Origin of the sequence: uncultured Veillonella sp., from assembly GCF_915069625.1 — a bacterium.
Taxonomy (GTDB): domain Bacteria; phylum Bacillota; class Negativicutes; order Veillonellales; family Veillonellaceae; genus Veillonella.
Window position 1 is genome coordinate 1 of sequence record NZ_CAJZFD010000007.1, and the last position, 24,014, is coordinate 24,014.

The window sequence follows — 24,014 nt, forward strand, 5'->3', positions numbered from 1 at the left end:
TTTTATCAGATACAAAACGTTGAGCAATACTATTCAAATTAGATTGGTCAGCTTGAGCATTTTGTTGGTCTAATTTGATGTTTTCCCCATCTTTATAGCCTTTAGATGCAAGGCCATCAACAAAACCTTTATTCGCAGCATCAAGAGATGGATGTTCTACCAATTGAATAACACCAATTTTCTTTTGCTCATTAGTTGCTGTATTAGAACCGCAACCTGCCACAATTGCCATAATAGAAATAGCACTAAGTGCTACTGCAATACCTTTTTTCCAGTTCATATGTAACTCCTTACCAATTGTTTATTAAATCATAGTTGCTTTGTTCATCAATTCTTCTGGTAATGTGATGCCCAATTTTTGTAATTTATCTTTACTTACAACTAATTTAAATTCTTTTTGCATTTCAATAGGCATATCTTCAACTTTAGCTTCACCAGTTAAAATTTTAGCTGCCATTAAACCTGTTTGGTATCCAAGTTTGTAGTAATCTACGGACAAGGACATAACAGCACCACCTTTTACGTGGTTGTCTTCACCGCCAAATACAGGAATTTTTGCTGGGTCGGTAATCGCTACGAGATTACTCATAGCAGAAGCTACTACATTATCTGTTGGCACATAAATTGCATCTACATGTTGGGAAACAAGATTTTGTGCTGCTTGTTGAATATCGTTTACATTAGAAACTGTAACCTCTTCAACCTTAACACCTTTTGTAGCTGCATAAGCTTTCATTTTTTCAACTTGAATTTGAGAATTTACTTCACTAGAGCTATAAATAGTACCGATAGTTTTTGCGTTCGGCAATACTTGTAAAATTAAATCAACTTGTTGTTCTACTGGGTTCATATCAGATGTACCAGATACATTACCACCTGGTTTTTCATTAGATTTAACAAGTTTTGCTGCTTCGTAATCAGTAATAGCAGTACCCAAGATTGGGATATCATGAGTTGCATTCGCCATAGATTGAGCTGCAGGTGTTGCAATCGCTAAGATTAAGTTTTTACGGTCAGATACAAAACGCTGTGCAATACTGTTCAAATTAGATTGATCAGCTTGTGCATTTTGTTGGTCAAAGGTAATTTTATCTGCTAAGCCTTTTTCTTTTAAAGCATCAACAAAACCTTTGTTTGCTGCATCAAGTGCAGGATGTTCAACCAGTTGTACTACGCCAACCTTATATTCACCATTAGATGTTGTTCCATTTGATCCACAGCCTGTGAATGCCATCAATGCTGCCGCCGTGAGCGCTAGGGCAATACCTTTTTTTAAATTCATGGGGATTTCCTTCCTATCTGCAATGACTATAATACATCTATTATAAACAAATTTCTTTACTACATCAATGTAGCAGATTAAAGTATTTTACATTTGTCCATTTATAGAACACATTAAGATATGAAATCCTCTTATTTTTTGAGAGATGCTAACATGTCTTCTGTTAAATCATTAGCTGCTAAAATGTAGTCTTTAAGAGTCCCCTTATCAAGTGCTACCTTCATAACAGGTACTTCAAATGGATCGAGAATGACACACATTAAAATTTCACCCGTTACATAATAACCAACTACAGCTTCCCCTTCATCAGGATCTAAAGTTTCACGCTTTACCGTTACACAGTATGGTTTCATGACCTGTGCTGCAGCTTCTGCTACTTCTTCACGATTAGCAACATATTCTTCAGCCTTTGTTTCAGGAATATCAAAGATATCAACCTTTACAGTCTTAACCTCTGTTGCCTCTCCCTTCGCTGCCTCTATGGCTGCGCCTAATTCCGTTTGATTCATATATACCTCACATAGAATGGACTTTCACCATTGGTGAAAGCCCCATTAATTTAGATTGATTCATCAGCTGCATTTAAAAATGCCACATAGCATTGTTTTGCTTCATAAATATCCGCCTTAGATGTAATCTCCCAAGGAGCATGCATGCTAAGCACAGCCACGCCACAGTCAATAACATTCATACCATATAAGGCCATGATATACGCAATGGTACCACCACCGCCAAGGTCGACTTTACCAAGTTCAGCTGTTTGGTATGTTACATTGTTAGATTCCATAACACGACGAATGAAGCCCATGTACTCAGCATTGGCATCATTAGAGCCAGCTTTACCACGAGAGCCAGTAAATTTATTGAATACTACCCCCATACCAAGGTAAGAAGCATTTTTCTTTTCATACGCAGATGCATAAAGTGGATCATAGCCAGCGCTAACATCAGAAGATAACATACGAGATTTTTCTAATGTACGACGAACACTAACAGAATTTGGTTTACCCATGAGTGTTAGAATTTCAGCTACTGCATTTTCAAAGAAACGAGATTGCATACCTGTAGCACCAACAGAACCAATTTCCTCTTTATCTACAAGCAGACAACAAGTAGTGCGTTTAACATTGTCTACTTCAAGCATAGCTACTAAGGATGTGTATGCACATACACGATCATCTTGACCATAGGCCATAACCATAGAGCGGTCAAAGCCCATATCGCGTGCCTTACCTGCTGGTACAATTTCAAGCTCTGCAGATAACAAGTCACGCTCAACAAAGCCATACTCTTTTTCAAGAAGATTATTAATAAATTTAGAAACTCCTTCTTTTTCCTCATCTTTTACTGGACGGCTGCCGATAAGTAAATCAAGAGCTTCCCCTTCAATTACCTTAGCTGCATTCTTTTGCATTTGTTCCTGCCCTAAATGAGGCAACAAGTCTGTAATACAGAATACAGGATCACTTTCTTTATCGCCAATATTAATATTGATACGAGTTCCATCTGTTTTTACCACAACACCATGAATAGCAAGAGGCATAGCTACCCAGTGATATTTTTTAATGCCACCGTAATAGTGCGTATCCCAGAATAAAAGGTTGCTATCTTCGTATTGTGGATTTTGCTTTACATCGATGCGTGGAGAATCGATATGAGCACCTAAGATATTCATACCTAATTCAATATCATCAGTACCAATATTAAATAAAGCAATGGATTTATCCATATGTGTGTAATAAATCTTATCCCCTGCCTTAATTGGCGTATTATTTTTAATGATATCGTTCAGATTTACATAGCCCTTCGCCTCTGCAAATTCTACGGCCTGCACTACGCATTCCCGTTCTGTTTTACCATTATCTAAAAATTGACGATATGTATCACTTAAGGCATATACCTTTTCCATAGTGGCATCGTCGTAATTATGCCATGCATATTTGCGTTCCATAATCTATCCTTTCTAAATGCTCACAAGCTAATAATTAAGAAACTATAGATGTGAACAGGAATTAATAACATTATTTTTGGCGGTCCTTTTCAAGTTCCGCCCGGCGAAATTCCAAATACTTTCGCTCTTTCTCTCGATTAATTTCAGACTTCTGAGTATATAGAGAACGAATTTCGTCCGTACAATGGGTTAATACCTTTGTAACGTAGAATTTAGTACTACCGGACTTAATCGTATATTTTCCAACTTTAAGTTGTACTGCAAAATCGCCATGTTTCGGGCAAACCCCAATAGCGAGATGCTTGTCACCTTGTAATCGTTCTGGCCTAGTCATTTCTAAACGAGTCTGACAATAGGGGCAGAAGGATAAACGTACACGTCTATCGTGAACGATACGCTTCTTCTCAGGGAAGTTTTCATACATAAAAAATGTTAAAATCGGTGGATATAAAAAAGGATTGCTACTTTCCTTGCGAATTTGGTCATAATGCAAAATTCCTTGTGGAATATCTAGCTTCTGACATATATGAGCCGTGAATACGGCATCATGCAAAGCGTTGTGAGCAGACAAATGCTCCGTCGATATATTGAGGTCTTCCATAGCATGTGCCACAGAATACTGCTGATTTGTACCATATCGCTGATAGGCATAGATCATTTGTGCATCTACCCATTGATCATAGGATAAGGCTTTCATCTTATGGAGCATAAGATTTTCTCTTAAAATAAGAATATCATCAGAACCCCAAGACAGTAACATATATTCATCACCACACCAGTTTTGAAAGTGCTGCATAGCCGTCTTAAAGGGCACCCCATGATTCAGTTCTCTAGAGGTTATTCCCGTCAGCTCTCGTACATGCTTATGCATCCGTGGCAAGTATTGAGGTTTGATGAACATCGTAAAATGATCTACGATGTCCATCTTGTCATTCAGTTTTACCGCTCCAATTTGAATGATTTCACCAGTCAATGGCATTTTAGTACGCTTCATAAAGCTAATGTCATTGCTATACGGTTGATTCCACTCCAAATCAAATACTATATAATTCATAGGCTTTTATTTCGATTCTGAAAGCAACGTTTCCGCCGCTTTAATAACCTGTTCTTCAGAAATTACAGATAACCCTTTGTAATTTCCTTCTTTAATAATCTTCTTCATGCTTTTACCAATCTCATAGGAATTCATCGTTTCAAGAACGATAGCATGAGCTTGGTACGGACCATAAAAGAATGGGTTTGATGGTCCATAAAGCGCCACGATTGGCACCTTTTGACTGATGGCCACATGCATTGGACCAGAGTCATTTGTAATCAATAGATTACAGCGGCTCATAGCCGCCGCCAATGGTCCTAACTGGAATTTTCCAGTAGCCACAATCGGTTTCGTTTCCATTTGTTCTACTACAGGTTGCACCATTTCGAGATCCATAGGGCCCCCAAAGAATACCGTCTTATACCCTAAACGACCGAAATGATCGGCTACATGGGCAAATCGTTCAGCAGGCCAGCGCTTCTCAGAAACAGCACTACCAATATTAAAACCGATGAGCGTATCACTATCTGTTAAACCATGACTAGCATAGAAATCTTGAGCCTCACGGCGCCATGCTTCACAAGTTTCAATATGTAAGCCAGAGTTAGAAATATCCGTTACACCTAATTGTTCTAGTACATTGATGTACATATCTGCAGCGTGCCGAGTTTTACGGTCTAGACGGGTATACTTTGTCATAAATGGTCTAAACAAAAAATGACTCATACCAGTTGTAATGGGCGCATGAATCTTCCAGGCTAAATAGGAAGTACGTTCATTAGGATGTAAATTGATAACGATATCAGGTTTACCCTTTGCATTAATCTCACGTGCAATCTCATTGAGCCCAGAAATACTATTATGACGCCCCTTTTTATCTACAACGATAAGTTCATCAATATTTGGATTATATTGCATCACTTGTTGCAGTTTTTCATCTATTACATATGTAATATGGCTATGTGGAGCAGCTTTACGTAACACCTCTAGGAATGGAGTCGTTAAAATAACATCACCTAAGTGCATAAGAAAGGTGACCACAATGCGCTTATAATCTAGTTCCATTATAGTTCCTTTCCAAGTACTTGTTCATACACAGACCATACTGCATCTACAGGGATTTGAGCCATACAATCCGGATCATCTACCAGAGGTTGCTCAGGTGTAGCCTTTGATGTAGGTGAAATAATGAGATGTACATGACTACCACCATATGGACCCGTCCGCTTAGGAGACGTAGTACCAAACATGGCAATCAATGGTCGCTTCAGAGCATTAGCAATATGCAAGGGACCCGTATCAGCACTGATGAAAATTTCACAGTGTCGAATCAACTCAATTAGCTCTGGCATGGATGTAGATCCCACTAGGTTGATGAGATTTTTATTTTTTACATAGTTTTCTATGAAAGCTCCTTTATCTGCATCATCTGGAGCACCAGCAATAACTACTTTTTTACCAGATTCACATAAGCGGATACATAGCTCGCCAAAGTTAAGAAGTGGCCACTCCTTAACAATCCAACGAGCCCCTGGTACAACTACTACATATTCATCTTCTACACCATGAGATTGTAACTTATGCTTAACGGACTTCTCCGCCTCAACATAAGCAGGCATAGGAAACTCTACGCCTTCTACATCGCCCCCAAGGGCACGTACCGTATCGAGATAGCGTTCGATGACATGATCATATTTATGTTCACCAACGAGTGCTTTATTGACTAAATTACTGCCTTCACGAAGTTCCCAATATCCATATTTTTCTGGAGCTCCAGATAATAAGGATACAATGGCACTTTTAGCTATACATTGAAGGTCCAAGGTCATATCAAAATGACGACTATGTAAATCCTTACGCAATTGATATAAGTAAGCAGGCTTTTTGAGTTGTTTCTTGTCGATAATAATCACATCATCAACCCAAGGTGTACCTGGTAAGAGGCTAGCGAATTGCTCATGAATGGCCCATGTAATACGAGCATTAGGCCAATTTTTACGCACAGTATACAAGGTAGGCAATGCATGAATTACATCGCCTAATGAGCTCATCTTTATGATGAGAATATTCTTGTAGTCTTTCATATAGCCTCCCAAATACAACAGCAAAACAACCTTATAATAGCTTTACATTAGATTTAAAAATAAAGCGAATACAAACGCAATACCAGATTAGTAGATTAAATGATAGTTTTCATAAAATCTAAAAGATTAGTACCTGTAAATAGATATCCTTTTACACCAGCCGCTTCAGCTGCATCAACATCACGTTGACTATCGCCAATAAGGAAACTCTCTGTCGTATCCACATCATAATCCTTAATGGCTTGCTTGATCATACCAGGCTTAGGCTTCCTACATTCACAATCGACAGCATAAAGAAGCACAGATCCTTCTTTATGGTGAGGGCAATAATAAAAATGTAAAATTGGTGCCCCACTACGATCTAGTTCATGAGCCATGTGATCATGTAAAATCTGAACATCAGATTCCTTATAATAACCTCTAGCTACACCACTTTGATTTGTTACTACAATGAGATCATAGCCCTTGCTATACGCATAAGCTAGTGCTTCTTTAGCTCCATCCACCCATTCTAAATCGCTAATTTTATATAAATAGCTAACATCTTTATTGATAACACCATCGCGATCTAAAAATAATACCTTGCGCATTAACGTAAATACCCTTCGTTATTATCGAGTAATTCACAATATTCTTTAACAGCATCTTCCATTTTATGGAACCCTTTATCATAACCAGCAGCCAACAATTTAGTAGTATCAGCCTCTGTAAAGCTTTGGTATTTGCCTTTTAATACCTCTGGGAATGGAATGTATTCAATTTTGCCTTTACCGTTGTAGTCGATAACAGCTTGCATAAATTGGTTAAAGCTATGAGCATTACCTGTACCACAGTTGAAAGTACCAGAAATTTCTGGATGCTCCCAGAAGTAGAAGTTTACATTAACTACGTCTTTAACATAGATAAAGTCACGTGTTTGACCACCATCTTCGTAGCCATCTGTGCCTTCAAATAGATTGATAATACCAGTTTCTTTATTTTTGTAGAACATTTGGCGAACTAAGGAAGCCATTTTATCTTTATGAGCTTCATTAGGCCCATATACATTGAAGTAGCGTAAGCCTACAACTTGCGCTGTATACTCACCTTCATATTTACGCACATAACGGTCGAATAACAATTTAGAGTACGCATATGGATTGAGGGCTTCTTCAGCTTCTGGTTTTTCTACGAAACCATTAGTACCATTGCCATAAGTAGATGCAGAGGATGCATAGATGAATGGAATACGACGGTCTTGGCAATAATGGAATAGATTTTTAGAACCTTCATAGTTGTTCTTCATCATGTATTTGCCGTTATATTCCATTGTGTCTGCACAAGCGCCTTCGTGGAATACGACTTCAATAGGACCTACATCAAATGTACCATCAGCAATAGCACAATCAAAATCTTCACAATCGATATAATCCAAGAATTCTAGATTTTGAATATTTCGGATTTTACGACCATCTGTAAGGTCATCAACAATAAGAATATCTGTACGACCGCGGTCATTTAACGCTTTCACAATATTACTGCCAATAAAACCAGCACCGCCTGTTACGATAATCATAATTTACCCTCCTTAGCCATAGTAGCTATTTTCCCTACAATATCTGATGTAGAATAACCTTCTTTAAATGAAAGCACCTCTACATGATCTACGGACTCACGCCCAATAATGTCTTCTATTTTATAATCGCCGCCCTTAACAAGCGTATTAGGACGTAAATAAGCTAATAGTTCAGCTGGTGTATCCTCTTCGAATAACACCACACCATCGATACAACGCAATGCGCTTAATAATGCTGCTCTATCCTCTTCACGTACGATGGGACGCGTTTCCCCTTTTAGGCGTCTAACAGAATCATCGGAATTTAATCCAATAATTAAATGATCCCCTAACTGAGCCGCCTCTTGTAAATACGTAATATGTCCGCGATGAAGAATATCAAAACAACCATTAGTAAACACAACAGTTTCACCTTTGTTTTGCCATTGTGCAATAAGCTGCTTCATCTCTTCTTTTGTGTATAAAGGTTTAGATTGAACACTATGCTTAAAAGAATGCCATAAATCCAATAGTTCAGATCGGTGGATTGGATATGTGCCCACCTTAGATACGACAATGCCAGCAGCACCATTTGCGATATGTAATGCCAAACGCATAGATAGACCGCTAGCAAGGCATGTCATCATCATAGATACAACCGTATCGCCTGCACCACTTACATCGAATACCTCTTGTTGTGTTGCCGGATTATGCCATGTGCGTCCATCCTTTGCAATAACAGTAATCCCTTTTGCAGACCGTGTAGCCACAATATATTCTAAATCAACATTAGCCAGTACTGACTTAGCTGCCTCTACGATGGTTGCATCATCGTTAGCTAACTTATGACCTACACATTCACCTAGTTCTTTTACATTCGGTGTAATGCAGGTTGCACCATTATATTTAGACCAGTCTGAACCTTTAGGATCAACAATGGTTTGTACGCCATACTCCTTAGCTAAACTAAAGATTTTTTTAAGCAATGTTGGTGTACAAACGCCTTTGCCATAGTCAGATACAACAATACCATTAATACCAGTCTTACATAGATTTTCTAGCCAAGCAGACAGTCGTTCCTCTTCCTCACTTGTTAAATCTGTAATCGTTTCAAAATCAAGGCGCATCATCTGTTGGCGATCCCCTAAGATACGCATTTTAGTAATGGTAGAACGATCATCACTCGTTAATAAACCTGTTGTATCAATCTTATCAGCCTTTAGCAATTGTTGTAATAAACGACCATGGTCATCATTACCAGCAATAGCACCAAGATATACTGTGCAATCTAAATTTGATAAGTTTGACGCAACATTACCAGCGCCACCAAGCACTTCTTTCATCTTTGCCACGCGGTTTACAGGAACCGGTGCTTCCGGAGAAATACGACTTACATCACCAAAAACATAACGATCTACCATCACATCACCTATAACGGCAATCTTTAGATTGGGTAGTTGTTTTGTCAAAAATTGATTAATGGTAGCATTTATCATAATCCACCTATTCCTTACCACAATATACATGTATAACGAGTTATCTAAAAAACAGGGTTTCAAACATGTATCTATTTATAAATATGACCGTAATAGTTAATAATCTTCTTCAATGATTTCGCACATTATATGACCTGCTAGAATATGCATTTCTTGAATGCGAGCTGTCACATTGCTTGGAATAGCTAATGTAATATCACATAATTCAGCTAGTTTTCCACCGCCTTCACCTGTGAAAGCTATGGTGTGCATGCCGATAGAACGGGCCATTTCTGCAGCTTTTACAACATTCTTGGAGTTCCCAGATGTAGAAATTCCAATGAGAACGTCTCCTGTACGGCCTAAGCCCTCTACTTGACGTGCAAAAACAGATTCAAAATCATAGTCATTTGCAATAGCTGTTAATGCAGATGTATCAGTAGTCAATGCAACACCAGCAAGAGAGCGTCGTTCCTTTTTAAAGCGACAAATCAATTCAGCTGCTAAATGTTGAGAATCAGCAGCAGAACCACCATTACCACAGAACAAAATTTTATTGCCATTCTCTAAAGCCGCCTTACAGCGATAGGCAATCTCTTGAATGGTATCCATATGCTCCATTGTCTTACCAAAGACTTCCAAATGCTCAGTAAAACGATCTGCAATGATTGGATTTAAATCAGTCATTATAAAATCTCCTTTAACAGTCTATCTGCATTTTTCCAGAATAATTTTTCACATTGTTCCACAGATAAACCAGCTTCTTTAAATGCATCGTATAATCGATACATTTCAGAAGTGTCTTTAATTTCTGTATCCGGCTTAATACCATCAAAATCGGTTCCTAATGCCACAACATTCTCCCCGCCTTTATTGATGAGATATAAGCCATGCTTTACAATATCTTCAATCCGGCTTATTGGTGATGTGCCTAGAAAAGATTGAGCAAAGTTAAGGCCTATAACACCACCCTTATTAGCAATAAGCTTAATCAAATTATCTGGTAGATTTCTAGTATGGGCTGTAACTTCACGTGCATTGGAGTGTGATGCTATAAATGGTACATCTAAAATATCTCCTAGTTGCTCAGTACCAGCATCATTTAGATGAGAACAATCGACGATTATCCCTAAATCTTGCATAGCCTCTACAAATTCAACGCCTTTTGATGTTAATTTTTTATGCTGCTCACCACAATGTGGCTCACCTAGTCCATTTGGATAATTCCAAGTAAGCGTAATAAGTCGAACCCCATCTTGATAAGCTTGCTTTAGTTTATCTAAATCGCCGCCTAGTACGCCGCCCTCTTCAATAGACATAAGAGCTCCAATCTTGCCAGATTTATACACAGACTCTACATCTTGATAAGAGAGCACATGTTGTATGTGCTCTCCATAGTGATGAATTTGTGATGTACATAAATTACGCATCGCTTCATAACGACTATAAGGATCGTTTGTCTCACCAAGATTAATAAAAAGTGCGAAATCTTGCACCTTGCTGTGAGCTTTTTGTAATTTTTCTATATCGATTTTCCAAGTATTACGATACAAATCTCCACAATCAGGATGATCTATTAATTTCATTATCGTATCGCAGTGTAAATCTATCATAAAGCCTCACATATAGTATTAGTAATTAACTACGTTTTGGTTTTTTAGCATCTAGTTTTTTTAATGCTTTCAGTTCTTCCATAAAGCTATCAATGTTATCAAACTTACGATATACGCTGGCAAATCGAACATATGCAACTTGGTCGATATCTTTTAATTGTTGCAATACAAGTTCACCTATACGATCAGTAGTTACCTCTTGATTGATTTCATTACGAATATCGCGCTCTACATCATTCACTACTTGTTCCATCACAGACATTGGTACGGTACGTTTATCACAAGAACGCAATAAACCATTTAATAATTTACCGCGATCAAATAATTCACGACGTCCGTTTTTCTTTAATACCATAAGTGGTACTTCTTCTATAATTTCATAGGTAGTAAAGCGACGGCCACAATTGATACATTCGCGGCGACGGCGAATACTATTACCTTCATCAGTCGTTCTAGAGTCTGTTACCTTCGTGTCTGTGTGTTGGCAATAAGGACATCTCATCTGTTACTACTCCTTTTTTAATAATCACTCTAAAATAGTGCATAATACGCCCATTTTCTCTACTATATATAGTACCATGAAAGCCTTTAAAATACAAAGAATCCCTAGGATTTCCTAGGGATTCTTCATTATTCTAGAGCATTTTATGTTATGAAATACTTTAGAAATAATATTTTTAATTTTATCTACTATTCTAACTATCGTTTAGGAGCATCTTCAACGCGAAGCAAGCAGTCGCCAGATTCAATGCGGCTACCTTCACGAACTAGGATTTCTTCTACGATACCATCGATAGGAGCAGTAATTGTAGTTTCCATCTTCATCGCTTCTGTAACGATCAATGGCTCACCTTTAGCTACAGATTGACCATTTTTAACGAGAATCTTAACAACGGAACCAGACAATGTAGCACCAATTTCACCAGGGTTAGATTCATCCGCTTTACGACGAACAACGCCAGTAGTCTTAGCATGTTTATCATGAACTTTAATACCACGAGGTTGACCATTGAACTCGAACAATACGATACGGTTACCATCTTCATCTGGTTCAGATAAGCCGTTCATTTTGATGATAAGTGTTTTACCTTTTTCGATAGTTACTTGAATTTCTTCGCCCCGTTTCATACCGAAGAAGAATGTTGGAGTATCAAGTACAGATACATTACCAAAGTCTTTTTTAAATTTATTGTAATCTTGGTAAACCTTAGGGTACAAGCAGTATGCACTGATATCTTCATCAGTTGTTTGAGCACCCATTTCACTCAATTCATGGCGAACATGTTCAAAGTCTGTTGGAGGCAATACTGCACCTGGACGAACTGTGATTGGTTTTGCACCTTTCAAGATAATTTTTTGTAACTCTTCAGGGAATCCTTGGTATGGAGTGCCAAGTCGACCTTCAAAGAATTCAACTACGGATTGAGGGAAGTCTAATACATCTCCCTTTTCGTAAATATCTTTTTCAGTCAAGTTATTTTGTACCATGTACAATGTCATATCACCTACAACTTTAGAGGAAGGCGTTACTTTGATGATATCACCAAACATCATGTTTACTTGATGGTACATTTTCTTAATATCAGACCAACGATCACCAAGGCCTACCATCTTAGCTTGTTGTTGCAAGTTAGAATATTGACCACCTGGCATTTCATGTTGATATACTTCAGTGTTAGGATATGCTTCTGCTTTATCTACACCTTTGTAGTAAGGACGAATGCTGCCAAAGTAATGCGACATTTCTTCCATGTAATCAATGTTCATTTCAGGTTGACGGTCATGTCCACTCAATGCATAGTACATGGAGTTCATGCTAGGTTGAGATGTACCATTAGCAAATGCAGAGTATGCTAAGTCGATAACGTCTACACCAGCATCTACAGCGCGACCATAGGAATAGATAGCATTGCCAGAACCTTCATGTGTATGTAAATGAATCGGTACAGTAACAGCATCTTTTAAGGCAGATACAAGATTATAAGCAGCTTGAGGTTTCAATAAACCAGCCATATCTTTGATGGCAATAATATTAGCACCCGCTTTTTCAAGCTCTTTAGCCATATTTACATAGTAGTCTAAATTGTATTTAGGACGGTTGCTATCAAGAATATCGCCTGTATAGCACAATGCTACTTCAGCAATTTTGTTTTGTGCACGAACTTCATCAATAGCTACATGCATATTATCAAGGCTATTTAAGCTATCGAATACACGGAATACATCAATGCCATTAGCAGCAGCACGTTGGATAAATTGACGAACTACATTATCTGGATAAGATGTGTAACCTACAGCATTAGCACCACGAATAAGCATTTGAAGTAATGTATTAGGCACTTCGCGACGGAACATACGTAAGCGTTCCCATGGATCTTCATGTAAGAAACGATAGGATACGTCGAATGTAGCACCGCCCCAACATTCCAAGGAGAATAAGTTAGGAACACCTTTTGCAGCACGACCAGCTACGCGTGCCATATCAATGGTACGTAAACGTGTAGCAAATAAGGATTGGTGAGCATCACGCCATGTTGTATCTGTAAAGAATACTTGTTTTTGATCAGATAACCATTTACTGAAGCCTTCTGGTCCTAATTCATCAAATTTTTGTTTTGTACCAGCTGCTGGAGATACATCTAAATCAGATGGCATTTGAATTGGTTCAAAATCAGGTACCACTTGAGGACCTGCACCAGAGTAGCCATTGATTGTTACGTCAGCAATGTAACGTAATAATTTAGTACCACGATCGCGGTCTGGTTTTAATTCAAACAATTCTGGATGGTCTTCAATGAAGTTAACAGTGTAGTTACCGCTTTGGAATTCAGGATTTTCAAGAACGTTAATCAAGAAGTGAATATTAGTTTTAACGCCACGAATACGGAATTCTTTTAAACAACGAAGCATTTTACGAATAGTTTCTTCGTTGTTAGGACCGAATGCAGTCGCTTTTACAAGCAAGGAATCATAGTAAGGTGTTACTACGGCACCAGTGAAAGCATTACCAGAGTCTAAGCGGATACCAAAGCCACCGGAGCTACGATATGCCAAGATTTTACCTGTATCAGGCATGAAGTTATTTTTAGGGTCTTCTGTAGTGATACGACATTGGATTGCAGTACCTTTACAAGGAACTTCATCTTGTGCTGGAATACCTACTTCTGGGCTATGTAAGTCATAACCTTCAGCAATACGGATTTGAGAATGAACGATATCAATATCTGTAATCATTTCTGTTACAGTATGTTCTACTTGGATACGAGGGTTAACTTCGATGAAATAGAAGGAACCATCAGCAGTTACCAAGAATTCTACAGTACCCGCATTAACGTAGCCAACATTTTTCATGATTTTTACAGCTGCATCACATACGGCTTTACGAGTTTCCAATGGCAATGCAAAAGCTGGAGCCATTTCAACAACCTTTTGGTGACGACGTTGTACAGAGCAATCACGTTCATGTAAATGAACTACATTACCATGTTCATCACCTAAGATTTGTACTTCAATATGTTTAGGTTCAACAATAAGTTTTTCTACATATACATCATCATCGCCAAAGGCAGCTTTCGCTTCAGATTTAGCACGATCATATGCATCACGAAGATCTTCTTTACGATGAACCTCACGCATACCACGGCCGCCGCCGCCATTTACGGCTTTGATCATCAATGGGAAACCATGAGTATTTGCAAATTCTTCTAATTGTTCAAAATCACGCAATGCCCCATCAGAACCTGGAATCATTGGGATATCTGCCAATTTAGCTTGTGCACGAGCATTAACCTTATCGCCGAACATATTTAAATGTTCTACATGAGGTCCGATAAAGATGATACCTTCTTCACCGCAACGACGAGCGAACTCTTCGTTTTCAGACAAGAAACCATAACCTGGATGGATAGCATCAATATCATGTTCTTTTGCAATACGGATAATATCTTCAATATCAAGATATGCTTCAACAGGTTTTTTACCTTCCCCTACGAGATAGGCTTCGTCAGCTTGGTTACGGTGCAAGGATAATGTATCCTCTTTGGAGTAAATGGCTACAGTTTTAATGCCCATTTCATTACATGCACGGAACACGCGGATTGCGATCTCACCACGGTTGGCAACCAATACGGATTTAATTTTTCTCATGTATTGCCTCCTACTAGCTTCCACAATTGTGAACTATCAGCTTTCAATTTTATTAATATATGAATATTCCCTATACTTATAGTCAAAACAATATATTTGGATATCTCATCATTTTTTATGATGAGCATTATATTCATAATTACATATAACTATTATACAATATTTTCCACATATTTAAAGGATTATATTAATTACGAAATCATAAAATACATTAGTTGCTGTACATGACAAAAACTCATATGTCTTTTATCGATGCACATCGAACTAATTCTATATTCTACGTTATTAATCACCTAAGAAATAATTCATTAATCGATTGAGTTGTTCTTGGTCATTGGCCCCCATTAACTCCCGTGCAGAATGCATTGCCAATAATGGTAACCCCACATCCATTGTTCTCATCGGCAACATAGCAGATGAAATAGACCCAACTGTAGATCCACCAGGTATATCAGAACGATTTACATAAATTTGGTAATTTGCACCTGCTTCTTCACAAAGTCCCTTAACTATAGCAATTGCTCTTGCATCACCTGCATAAGATTGACTACATGCTATTTTAAGAGCCACCCCTTTATTAAGTGTAGGAATATTAGTGATATCATTTTTTTCAGGATAATTTGGATGCAAACCATGTGCTACATCGGAGGAAATCATGAATCCTTTTGAAATGAAACTATCCATCTCTTGATTAGAATATCCTAATGCATCATATACTCGTTTAATAAGGTTTGGTAAAAGCATCCCTGCTCCGCCCTGTTTAGTACGACTCCCTACCTCTTCATTATCAAAGAGAATAGCACAACGTACACCATCAGCATTAGCCTTACGAGCCTGAATAATCCCTGAAAGTACACCAAAGCAAGATGTTAAATTATCTAAACGAGGCGCACTTATAAAATCGCCTTCAGTCCCTAATACACAGCCTTGTTCTGTTGGGTATAATGTCATTTCATAAGATAATATTTCAGATGGATCACAGTTGACTTCATCAGCCAAGAACGTAGTCCACTCATCGTATTGAATATCAGATTCTGGGAATAGGCTTGGATTGTTCCGATCATTTAAAGATTTGCAAGAATTCGCCTTATCCTTACGATCCATCATTAATATAGGAAGCATTTCCTTTTGGCGATTCAATTTAACACCATCATTAACGGAACGATTCATATGTATAGCTAAGTTTGGAACGATTGCAATAGGACGTTTTGTATCAACTAATACAGAGTCTACATCAAAAGCATTATCACCTTTTAATACCACAGTACCCGCAGCCCCTAAAGGACGATCAAGCCATGTATTTTCAATGAGTCCACCGTACATTTCCACATTTAACTTGGTATAACCTTTTACGGATGTAATAGGATTTGGTTTAACCCGAATTGCAGGAAAGTCCGTATGCGCTGAAGCAATACGTAATGTGTGTTCTGGTTTCTTTCCTATATGAAAGGCAAACAAAGTAGTACCAAACACATTAACTACATAAGAACCAGAGTCTAATTGCCACTCATCATCTAAATTAAGTTCTGTGAAACCTGAATCCAATAACATTTGTAAACTTGTATCTACTGTATGATACGGAGATGTACAAGCACCAATATATTTCAATAACTGTTCATTATCAAATTTCATAGATTCCTCCTATGTAAAATAATGATGCTATTCGTATATTCACCATGAATAGTTCATTTACGTATAATTTTACAACATATACATTAATAATATATTAACTACTCTTATTTTATCACAAAAAAACCGCCCCAAAGGGGACGGCTTTTCGTATATTTTGTAACCACACTATAATCAAACTATGACATATATAGTTTTTAATGTATTACAAGTATATAAAATTCTGAGTATCTAGTCTTACCACATACCGATTGCTTTCATCCATACGGAACCAAGGCCCATAAAGATAATTAAGTTGATTACGGATGCGAAGAAACCTAGTTTCCACCAAGTATTTTGAGGAACATAACCAGTATTGAAGATTACAGGAGATGGACCTGCAGCATAGTGAGTCAAAGACATACACAAGTTAGATGTGAATGCAATCATCAACAAAGTCAACATTGGTGGTGCACCTGCAGAGATAGCAATTGCAGAGAATGCTACAAACATTGCAGAAATATGTGCAGTTAAAGATGCGAATACATAGTGGGAATATGTATTAATAAGTACAGCTATAACGAAGGCAATAATCCAAGATCCTTCTGGAATATAACCGCCTACAAGTACTGTTGCCCATTTGATGAAGCCCAATTTGGACAAGAAACCGGCAAAGCCCATCAATGTACCCATCCAAACTAATGTATCCCAAGCACCTTTTTCACTTTTAACATCGTCCCATACAAGAACACTTGTAGCAAGCAAAATAGAAATACCTAAGAATGCAACAGTTGTAGCATCAATTTTAGTAAATTGAGAAGTAGCCCATAAAACTAAAGCCAAAACAAATACGCCTAGCATAACCCATTCTTGGAAAGACATTTTACCAAGGCCTTTTAACTCTTCTTTAATCATTTGTTGTGCTTCGCGAGCATCTGTAATTTCAGGTGGATATACTTTGTAAATAAAGTACGGCATAATGATCAATGCAATAATACCTGGCACGATGGCAGCCATAGCCCAATCCCCCCATGTGATACCAATACCAAAAGATTGAAGCGCCAATGCTGCAACCAATGTGTTACCAGCCATGGATGTTTGGAACATAGCAGATGTAATTGTATTAACTTGATAAATAGATTGCATCAAGAAGGAACCAATTTTACGAGGACCATCTTGAGGTTCAGAACCGAACGCTTTTGCCAAGCTTGTAGTAATTGGCATGATAACACCACCTACACGAGCTGTATTAGATGGAGTTGCTGGAGCCAAAATTAAATCAGATAATGCTAATGCATAAGCCAAACGTAAGGAGCTACTACCAAAAGCAGCAATCAAATTATACGCAATACGTTTCCCCAAACCAGTTTTAATAAAGCCACGAGAGAATAAGAACGCACCTACGATTAGCCAAATAGCAGAGTTAGCAAAACCAGAGATAGCTTCGCCGATTTTCAAAGTACCAGTCAAAGCCGCCACAGTAATTACAATGATAGATACGCCACCAATCGGTAATGGCTGAGTAATAAAGCCTACGATAGTAGCAACAAAGATGGCGAATAAATGCCAAGATTGAGGTGTTAAACCCTCAGGCGTTGGAATAAACCATAGGCCTATACCAAAGACCGCTGGAATAATCCAATTTAACAGTTTTTTCATACACATACCTCCTACATAGGAAAAAAAATTAAACTTTGTATGAAAAAAGCTGTACATCTAAAACTATGCACAGCTTTCATCGTCATATATATCCTACTCAGGCAAAGATACATCCTCTAAATTTGTTTTGTCGATAGACTCAATATCACCTTGGTCGCAAAGATTTGCAATTGTTGGATCAATTGGTAAACGGTTTAACAATAATAGACCGTATTTTTGAAGGATTTCTTCAATGTGGCTTTCACCAAAGATTTGGTAATCCTTACCGTTATCTGGGCAATGGAAGTAAGAGTAGTTTTCCACTACACCAATAATAGGCACTTGCATTAAATCAGCCATCTTAACTGCTTTTTCAACAATCATGGATACCAAGTCTTGAGGAGATGTAACAATGATAATACCATCCAATTTTAAGGATTGATATACAGTAATTGCTACGTCACCTGTTCCTGGAGGCATATCAACGAATAAATAATCGATGTCTTTCCAAATAACATCACTATAGAATTGTTTTACCACATTACCCAAAATAGGACCACGCCATAAAACAGGATCTGTATCGTTTTCTAAAAGGAGGTTAACAGACATAACGTCAATCCCGCCTTTAGATTTTACTGGATACATACCAATTTCGTCAGCATATGCTTTTTCCTTGATGCCAAACATTTTAGGAATTGAAGGACCTGTAATATCCGCATCGAGAATACCAACTTTGTAACCTTTACGCGCCATAGTAATAGCCATTAAGCTTGTAACGGAGGATTTACCTACGCCACCTTTACCAGATACTACGCCGATTACATGTTTAACAGAACTAAGCTCGTGTAATGGAGCTGTAAGATCTTGAGGTTGTTGAGGAGCGCCGCCACCGCAACCAGAAGATTGAGATGGGCATCCGCCACAATCACTGCTGCTACCGCAACCCATAGTAAACACCTACTTTCTTTGAGGAACTACCTCACATCTATATGTAAAACTTTTTTTCTATATGGTAGATACAATGTATCTACTGTTACATTGTATCATGTCATATCAAACTTTATCAATATATTACTCACCACAGAATTCTTTAGTTAAAGCTCCAAGAATTTCCATGCCCTTTGTAATTTCTTCTACTGTTGGTACCGTATAGCTCAAACGGAATGCATGTCCTTCCCCTGCTCCATCAGCTGCAAAGGCACCACACTTAATAATCCCTATATTTCTGTCCATACATGCTTCGAAGAATTTATCACAATTTACATCCTCAGGCATCGTCATCCATGCGAACATACCACCAGTAGGCTGTGTTAACTTAACCTTAGAGCTTGCATACTTGTTAAAAGCATTTAACAAGGCACCACATTTTGTTTTATAAACTTTACGTACATTTTCTAAATGTGCGTCGTAATCGATTGTATCGAGCACTTTAGCTACCACTTTTTGCGTAACTAATGGCATTTGCCCTGCCGTATTATTTTTTAATGCTTGAATAGCTTCAATAACTTTAGCTGGGCCAAATAAGAAACCTACACGCAAACCAGCAGATAATGTCTTTGAATACGAACCTGCATAGAGAACACGATTTTCTGTATCAAAGGATTTAAATGTTGGAATGTACTCACCAGCAAAGCGAATCTCACCGTATGGATCATCTTCATAGATAAACAAATCATATTTAGACGCAATAGCGTAAATTTCTTTACGGCGTTCCAATGGCATTGTAATACCTGTAGGATTTTGGAAATTAGGAATTAGATAAATATATTTACCCTTACCAGACTGAGCGGCTTTTTCTAATTCACTAGGAATCATGCCGTACTCATCAGTCTTAATACCTAATGCTTTACCTCCCATGTTGCGTACAGAATTGATGGCACTTGTGAAAGTAAATTCATCCATATATACTTCGTCGCCAGGTTCCAATACAGTAATTGGCACTAGGCCTAAAAGTTGACCTGCACCATTAGAGATAATAAGACCTTGACCTTCTGGATTCATCTTATGTGCATTTACAAGACGATCTAATGTTAATTCCGCTAAACGTGCATCGCCTTGCATTGGGCCATATTGTAATAAACTCATTGGATTAGAGTGAACCACTACATCGAATGCCTTTTCAATGATTTCTACAGGAATCGCTTCTGGTGCTGGATTGCCAATACCAAAGCTGATAAAACCTTCTACGCCAACACCACGTTCAAATACTTCGCGAATAAAATTTGGACCTTTTAAAGTGACACGTTCAGGAAGAGAAAAACTCATACTATCGCCTCTTTCATATATACTAAGTTAAAAATATTACTACGTTAAAAAATTACGCATTAGGATCATGTTCTTGTTCCGCATTCTTCTTATTAATATAGTTCTTATACACTTTCCAAAGTATGAAGTATACAACACCTGCAACAAGAACAATAATTCCTAATCGCCCCATATTCTCTTGGAAATTTACAATATCTGTACCGATAGCAACTTCAAGAGCTGTAGATGGGAATTTACCAATTAAATTTGCTAAGATATAGTCTCTCGGTTTAATTTTACTAATAGCACCTAGTGCCGTAATAACACCAGATGGGAAGTATGGTAAGGATCGTGCAAATAACATAACCACAAAACCATTTTTACCGGAGAAATCATCTACTTTCATCAATACCGTACTCTTAGCAATAAGCTTATCCGCCGTATCACGCAAGAAGTAACGCATAATGTAAAAGCTAATGACTACACCAATTGTTTCTGCAAGCCAAGAAATAATTATGCCTGGCCACATACCGAATACTAATCCATTTGCTGTAGATATAAAGATAGATGGTAAGAAACCAACAGCATTAACAAAAATATCGAGAAGCATACTTACGACCATGGCCATAGGACCAAAGCCTTGGATATACTCTGCTATTTCATCCATAGATCCACTCGTCGCTAAATGCCACATAGTTGGATAAAATGTAGGGTCTACTATATTGATGGCAATTAATAGAATGACAAAACCAATGCCTGCTATTAACTGTACCCAACCTTCACCAGAAGGCTTTAATTTTCTTGTACTCATATATACCTCGTTTTATAAAAAAACTAGTTCCATTATATCACGGATTCTATAGAACTGTTATATATAGTTCCCCCTTCTTTAATTCTATTCTAATTAACTATCTGTCTATATTCTATAATAAACCTATATATTCCATTTTTTCGATTACTACCAGTTAAAAATATTATTAGAACTTATTTGGGCTACTTTTATAGATACTACCAGTTAAAAGTAATTATTTTTAACTGATAGTATCTATAAATATGTATCATTACATTAGCATAAAAATTATAGAAAGATGTATAATACTATTATAACGAGAATTTTCTTAATGAAAGAAGGTATATTATGGTATCAGCAGGTCAAACAGCTACGGCAACTGTAACAGTTACAGAATCTAATATTGCAAAAACAATGAAGTCTGGTTCTTTAGAGGTCTTTGCCACACCAGCTATGTGTGCATTAATGGAAGAAGCAGCACAAGTAGCAGTACAACCATATTTAGAAGAAGGTGAAGGTACTGTAGGTATCGCTCTATCCATTACTCATGAAGCCCCTACTCCACTTGGTGCAACGGTAACGGCTAAAGCTACAGTTAGCGCTGTAGAAGGACGTAAAATCACCTTTGATATCGAAGCATCTGATGGCGTTGGTATCATTGGGCGAGGAACCCATGAACGATTTGTTATTAATAACGAAAAATTCATGGCTAAAGTGGCTAGTAGAGCAAAATCTAACTAATAGTTTACTATTTTACCAATAGCTTTATAACTAATAGATTTATTGCTAATATCTTACTTTATTAAAATAATAAAATACAAACAAAAACGGCATCTATCAAATGATAGATGCCATTTCTATTTACATGTTAAATTATATAATCTACTAAAGGATTAGCAAATTTTAACTACCCAGCCTTCAGGAGCTTCAATTTCGCCATGTTGAATGCCAAGTAATGTGTCATATAATTTTTTAGTGATAGGGCCCATATCATCCATGCCAGCAGGAACATTAATAGTGCCTTCTGGAGTATCGATTTGACCTACTGGAGAAATAACTGCCGCTGTACCACAAAGACCGATTTCTGCAAAGTCTTTTAATTCATCTTTATGAACAGGACGATGTTCTACAGTCATACCAAGATAGTGTTCTGCTACATACATCAAAGAACGACGTGTGATGGATGGCAAGATACTATCAGATTTAGGTGTAACTAATTTACCATCTTTAGTGATGAAGATAAAGTTTGCACCACCAGTTTCTTCAACATGTGTACGAGTACCCGCATCAAGATACATATTTTCTGCATAGCCTTTGTTATGAGCATCAGTGATAGCATACAAACTCATAGCATAGTTCAAACCAGCTTTAATATGACCAGTACCATGAGGAGCTGCACGATCAAAATCAGTGATACGAATTTTGATTGGTTTAGCGCCACCTTTGAAGTAAGGACCTACTGGAGTTGTAAACACACGGAATTGATATTCATCAGCAGGTTTTACACCGATAACAGAGTTTGTACCCATCATGTAAGGGCGAATATAAAGGCTTGCACCATGACCATATGGAGGAACAAAGTCTTTATTTGCTTTTACAACTTCTTTTACAGCTTCGATAAAACGACCTTCAGGTAATGTAGGCATTACAAGGCGTTCACAAGATTGATTCAAACGTTCTGCATTTAAATCTGGACGGAAGCATACGATGTGACCATCTTTTGTGTAGTATGCTTTTAAACCTTCAAAGACAGTTTGAGCGTATTGGAATACACCAGCACATTCATTAAGGACAACGTTAGCATCAGTAATTAAACCGCCTTCGTCCCATTTACCATCTTTATATGTAGTCAAATAACGGTAGTCGGTTTCTACATAACCAAAACCGAGATTATCCCAATCGATATTCTTGCTCATAACAATAACCTCCATGCTTATTAATATACTTATAATCTTAACACTATGAGCAAGTTATTTCAACATATTCTATAGAGACCCTAAATTAGACATGTAATAAGTTAGGTACACTTACGTACAAAATATAGAATACTACTTATTTTAATGCCTTATTTGTCACACATATCATCAAATCTATAAAGATTTGTATCATAAATAATTTCTACATCTTTTTCTATAATAAACTTAGTACGATTCAAATCATAAGGTACATCATAACGCGTATGATATGAAATAGATTCTACACGACCAGTACGAACCGCATTATCGGATCCAAACGGAACTTTTACAATATCCCCTTCATATATATCATTTCTATCAGTACGATAATAAAATTCCTGGTTTATCTTAAAAATATATACTGAACAATACGTATAAATCCTTCTATCAGATGTATGATTTGATTGTAAAAACTCTTGTAAAGATTTGTCTCTTGTATGAGCACGTATAAAACTAATTAGATTTTTATACCAAGTGGGCACATACTGATCAGTTACATTCCCTATAAACAATGTATCTTCTTTATGCGCCCATTTAATACGTACTGTTACTATACCACCACGAGCAGGATCTCTATCAAGGTCATGACTTTCACTAAGACTAAAGGAGTCTAGACTATATAGCGTTTCGCCAATGTGAAAGTCAATATCTTGCTTCA

At 37.4% G+C, this 24,014-nt stretch carries 21 protein-coding genes and 1 pseudogene; 1 reads left to right on the forward strand and 21 read right to left on the reverse strand.

Features of this window, described 5'->3' with window-relative positions:
- The 19 genes from QZ548_RS00785 to QZ548_RS00875 all read right to left on the reverse strand — a co-directional run.
- Positions 1-280 (reverse strand): ABC transporter substrate binding protein (locus QZ548_RS00785; RefSeq protein ID WP_295867358.1); only part of this gene is annotated, 280 nt, incomplete at its 3' end.
- 24 nt (positions 281-304) lie between these two features.
- The gene (locus tag QZ548_RS00790; RefSeq protein WP_119209000.1) at positions 305-1,282 is read right to left on the reverse strand and encodes an ABC transporter substrate-binding protein; all 978 of its coding nucleotides are present in this window, start codon (positions 1,280-1,282) and stop codon (positions 305-307) included.
- A gap of 131 nt (positions 1,283-1,413) precedes the next feature.
- Entirely contained in the window at positions 1,414-1,791 is a 378-nt protein-coding gene (locus tag QZ548_RS00795; RefSeq protein ID WP_295867363.1) for a hypothetical protein, read from the reverse strand.
- A 50-nt stretch (positions 1,792-1,841) separates the two neighbouring features.
- Positions 1,842-3,233, reverse strand: a complete 1,392-nt coding sequence (locus QZ548_RS00800; RefSeq protein WP_295867366.1) for an aminopeptidase — start codon at positions 3,231-3,233, stop codon at positions 1,842-1,844.
- A 70-nt stretch (positions 3,234-3,303) separates the two neighbouring features.
- Positions 3,304-4,287, reverse strand: coding sequence for an exonuclease domain-containing protein (locus tag QZ548_RS00805; protein ID WP_367113065.1), 984 nt, complete (start codon positions 4,285-4,287; stop codon positions 3,304-3,306).
- Positions 4,288-4,293: 6 nt separating this feature from the next.
- Positions 4,294-5,334 (reverse strand): glycosyltransferase family 9 protein, encoded by a 1,041-nt coding sequence (locus QZ548_RS00810; RefSeq protein WP_295867371.1) that lies wholly within the window; start codon positions 5,332-5,334, stop codon positions 4,294-4,296.
- Positions 5,334-6,353, reverse strand: a complete 1,020-nt coding sequence (locus QZ548_RS00815; RefSeq protein ID WP_295867373.1) for a glycosyltransferase family 9 protein — start codon at positions 6,351-6,353, stop codon at positions 5,334-5,336. Before QZ548_RS00815 ends, QZ548_RS00810 begins: the two co-directional genes overlap by 1 nt.
- Before the next feature lie 95 nt (positions 6,354-6,448).
- Positions 6,449-6,943 carry an HAD family hydrolase gene (locus tag QZ548_RS00820; RefSeq protein ID WP_295867375.1) on the reverse strand — a complete coding sequence of 165 codons (495 nt, stop codon included), beginning with the start codon at positions 6,941-6,943 and terminating at the stop codon, positions 6,449-6,451.
- Positions 6,943-7,908 carry an ADP-glyceromanno-heptose 6-epimerase gene (gene rfaD, locus QZ548_RS00825; protein ID WP_105085490.1) on the reverse strand — a complete coding sequence of 322 codons (966 nt, stop codon included), beginning with the start codon at positions 7,906-7,908 and terminating at the stop codon, positions 6,943-6,945. Before rfaD ends, QZ548_RS00820 begins: the two co-directional genes overlap by 1 nt.
- Entirely contained in the window at positions 7,905-9,383 is a 1,479-nt protein-coding gene (gene rfaE1, locus QZ548_RS00830) for a D-glycero-beta-D-manno-heptose-7-phosphate kinase (protein WP_295867377.1), read from the reverse strand. The genes rfaD and rfaE1 overlap by 4 nt, the downstream gene beginning before the upstream one ends.
- A gap of 96 nt (positions 9,384-9,479) precedes the next feature.
- On the reverse strand, positions 9,480-10,049 hold the full coding sequence (gmhA, locus tag QZ548_RS00835) for a D-sedoheptulose 7-phosphate isomerase (RefSeq protein WP_295867380.1): 570 nt from the start codon (positions 10,047-10,049) through the stop codon (positions 9,480-9,482).
- Positions 10,049-10,975: a dipeptidase gene (locus QZ548_RS00840; protein WP_295867383.1), complete on the reverse strand. Its 927-nt coding sequence runs from the start codon at positions 10,973-10,975 to the stop codon at positions 10,049-10,051. The genes gmhA and QZ548_RS00840 overlap by 1 nt, the downstream gene beginning before the upstream one ends.
- A 25-nt stretch (positions 10,976-11,000) precedes the next feature.
- Positions 11,001-11,477 (reverse strand): transcriptional regulator NrdR, encoded by a 477-nt coding sequence (gene nrdR, locus QZ548_RS00845; RefSeq protein WP_105081086.1) that lies wholly within the window; start codon positions 11,475-11,477, stop codon positions 11,001-11,003.
- A 197-nt stretch (positions 11,478-11,674) separates the two neighbouring features.
- Positions 11,675-15,121, reverse strand: a complete 3,447-nt coding sequence (locus QZ548_RS00850) for a pyruvate carboxylase (RefSeq protein WP_295867386.1) — start codon at positions 15,119-15,121, stop codon at positions 11,675-11,677.
- 285 nt (positions 15,122-15,406) lie between these two features.
- Positions 15,407-16,753 carry a M18 family aminopeptidase gene (locus QZ548_RS00855; protein WP_295867390.1) on the reverse strand — a complete coding sequence of 449 codons (1,347 nt, stop codon included), beginning with the start codon at positions 16,751-16,753 and terminating at the stop codon, positions 15,407-15,409.
- A gap of 234 nt (positions 16,754-16,987) precedes the next feature.
- The gene (locus QZ548_RS00860) at positions 16,988-18,388 is read right to left on the reverse strand and encodes an anion permease (protein ID WP_105094253.1); all 1,401 of its coding nucleotides are present in this window, start codon (positions 18,386-18,388) and stop codon (positions 16,988-16,990) included.
- Positions 18,389-18,481: 93 nt separating this feature from the next.
- The gene (locus QZ548_RS00865) at positions 18,482-19,315 is read right to left on the reverse strand and encodes an Mrp/NBP35 family ATP-binding protein (protein ID WP_295867393.1); all 834 of its coding nucleotides are present in this window, start codon (positions 19,313-19,315) and stop codon (positions 18,482-18,484) included.
- A 123-nt stretch (positions 19,316-19,438) separates the two neighbouring features.
- Positions 19,439-20,632, reverse strand: a complete 1,194-nt coding sequence (locus QZ548_RS00870; protein WP_295867395.1) for a PLP-dependent aminotransferase family protein — start codon at positions 20,630-20,632, stop codon at positions 19,439-19,441.
- Positions 20,633-20,684: 52 nt separating this feature from the next.
- Positions 20,685-21,422, reverse strand: a complete 738-nt coding sequence (locus QZ548_RS00875) for a TVP38/TMEM64 family protein (RefSeq protein ID WP_119206697.1) — start codon at positions 21,420-21,422, stop codon at positions 20,685-20,687.
- 327 nt (positions 21,423-21,749) lie between these two features.
- On the opposite strand from QZ548_RS00875, the gene QZ548_RS00880 reads away from it, so the two are divergent.
- Positions 21,750-22,142 (forward strand): thioesterase family protein, encoded by a 393-nt coding sequence (locus QZ548_RS00880; RefSeq protein ID WP_119207397.1) that lies wholly within the window; start codon positions 21,750-21,752, stop codon positions 22,140-22,142.
- A gap of 152 nt (positions 22,143-22,294) precedes the next feature.
- Here QZ548_RS00880 and QZ548_RS00885 read toward each other — a convergent pair whose 3' ends face one another.
- Positions 22,295-23,317, reverse strand: coding sequence for a branched-chain amino acid aminotransferase (locus QZ548_RS00885; protein WP_119207399.1), 1,023 nt, complete (start codon positions 23,315-23,317; stop codon positions 22,295-22,297).
- A 149-nt stretch (positions 23,318-23,466) separates the two neighbouring features.
- Positions 23,467-24,014 (reverse strand): annotated as a pseudogene (locus QZ548_RS00890) (hypothetical protein); the annotation flags it as partial.

Bases quoted from the DNA above. Each gene is read 5' to 3' on its own strand.
- QZ548_RS00790 (WP_119209000.1), bottom strand. From the start codon at position 1,282: ATGAATTTAAAAAAAGGTATTGCCCTAGCGCTCACGGCGGCAGCATTG.
- QZ548_RS00795 (WP_295867363.1), bottom strand. From the start codon at position 1,791: ATGAATCAAACGGAATTAGGCGCAGCCATAGAGGCAGCGAAGGGAGAG.
- QZ548_RS00800 (WP_295867366.1), bottom strand. From the start codon at position 3,233: ATGGAACGCAAATATGCATGGCATAATTACGACGATGCCACTATGGAA.
- QZ548_RS00805 (WP_367113065.1), bottom strand. From the start codon at position 4,287: ATGAATTATATAGTATTTGATTTGGAGTGGAATCAACCGTATAGCAAT.
- QZ548_RS00810 (WP_295867371.1), bottom strand. From the start codon at position 5,334: ATGGAACTAGATTATAAGCGCATTGTGGTCACCTTTCTTATGCACTTA.
- QZ548_RS00815 (WP_295867373.1), bottom strand. From the start codon at position 6,353: ATGAAAGACTACAAGAATATTCTCATCATAAAGATGAGCTCATTAGGC.
- QZ548_RS00820 (WP_295867375.1), bottom strand. From the start codon at position 6,943: ATGCGCAAGGTATTATTTTTAGATCGCGATGGTGTTATCAATAAAGAT.
- rfaD (WP_105085490.1), bottom strand. From the start codon at position 7,908: ATGATTATCGTAACAGGCGGTGCTGGTTTTATTGGCAGTAATATTGTG.
- rfaE1 (WP_295867377.1), bottom strand. From the start codon at position 9,383: ATGATAAATGCTACCATTAATCAATTTTTGACAAAACAACTACCCAAT.
- gmhA (WP_295867380.1), bottom strand. From the start codon at position 10,049: ATGACTGATTTAAATCCAATCATTGCAGATCGTTTTACTGAGCATTTG.
- QZ548_RS00840 (WP_295867383.1), bottom strand. From the start codon at position 10,975: ATGATAGATTTACACTGCGATACGATAATGAAATTAATAGATCATCCT.
- nrdR (WP_105081086.1), bottom strand. From the start codon at position 11,477: ATGAGATGTCCTTATTGCCAACACACAGACACGAAGGTAACAGACTCT.
- QZ548_RS00850 (WP_295867386.1), bottom strand. From the start codon at position 15,121: ATGAGAAAAATTAAATCCGTATTGGTTGCCAACCGTGGTGAGATCGCA.
- QZ548_RS00855 (WP_295867390.1), bottom strand. From the start codon at position 16,753: ATGAAATTTGATAATGAACAGTTATTGAAATATATTGGTGCTTGTACA.
- QZ548_RS00860 (WP_105094253.1), bottom strand. From the start codon at position 18,388: ATGAAAAAACTGTTAAATTGGATTATTCCAGCGGTCTTTGGTATAGGC.
- QZ548_RS00865 (WP_295867393.1), bottom strand. From the start codon at position 19,315: ATGGGTTGCGGTAGCAGCAGTGATTGTGGCGGATGCCCATCTCAATCT.
- QZ548_RS00870 (WP_295867395.1), bottom strand. From the start codon at position 20,632: ATGAGTTTTTCTCTTCCTGAACGTGTCACTTTAAAAGGTCCAAATTTT.
- QZ548_RS00875 (WP_119206697.1), bottom strand. From the start codon at position 21,422: ATGAGTACAAGAAAATTAAAGCCTTCTGGTGAAGGTTGGGTACAGTTA.
- QZ548_RS00880 (WP_119207397.1), top strand. From the start codon at position 21,750: ATGGTATCAGCAGGTCAAACAGCTACGGCAACTGTAACAGTTACAGAA.
- QZ548_RS00885 (WP_119207399.1), bottom strand. From the start codon at position 23,317: ATGAGCAAGAATATCGATTGGGATAATCTCGGTTTTGGTTATGTAGAA.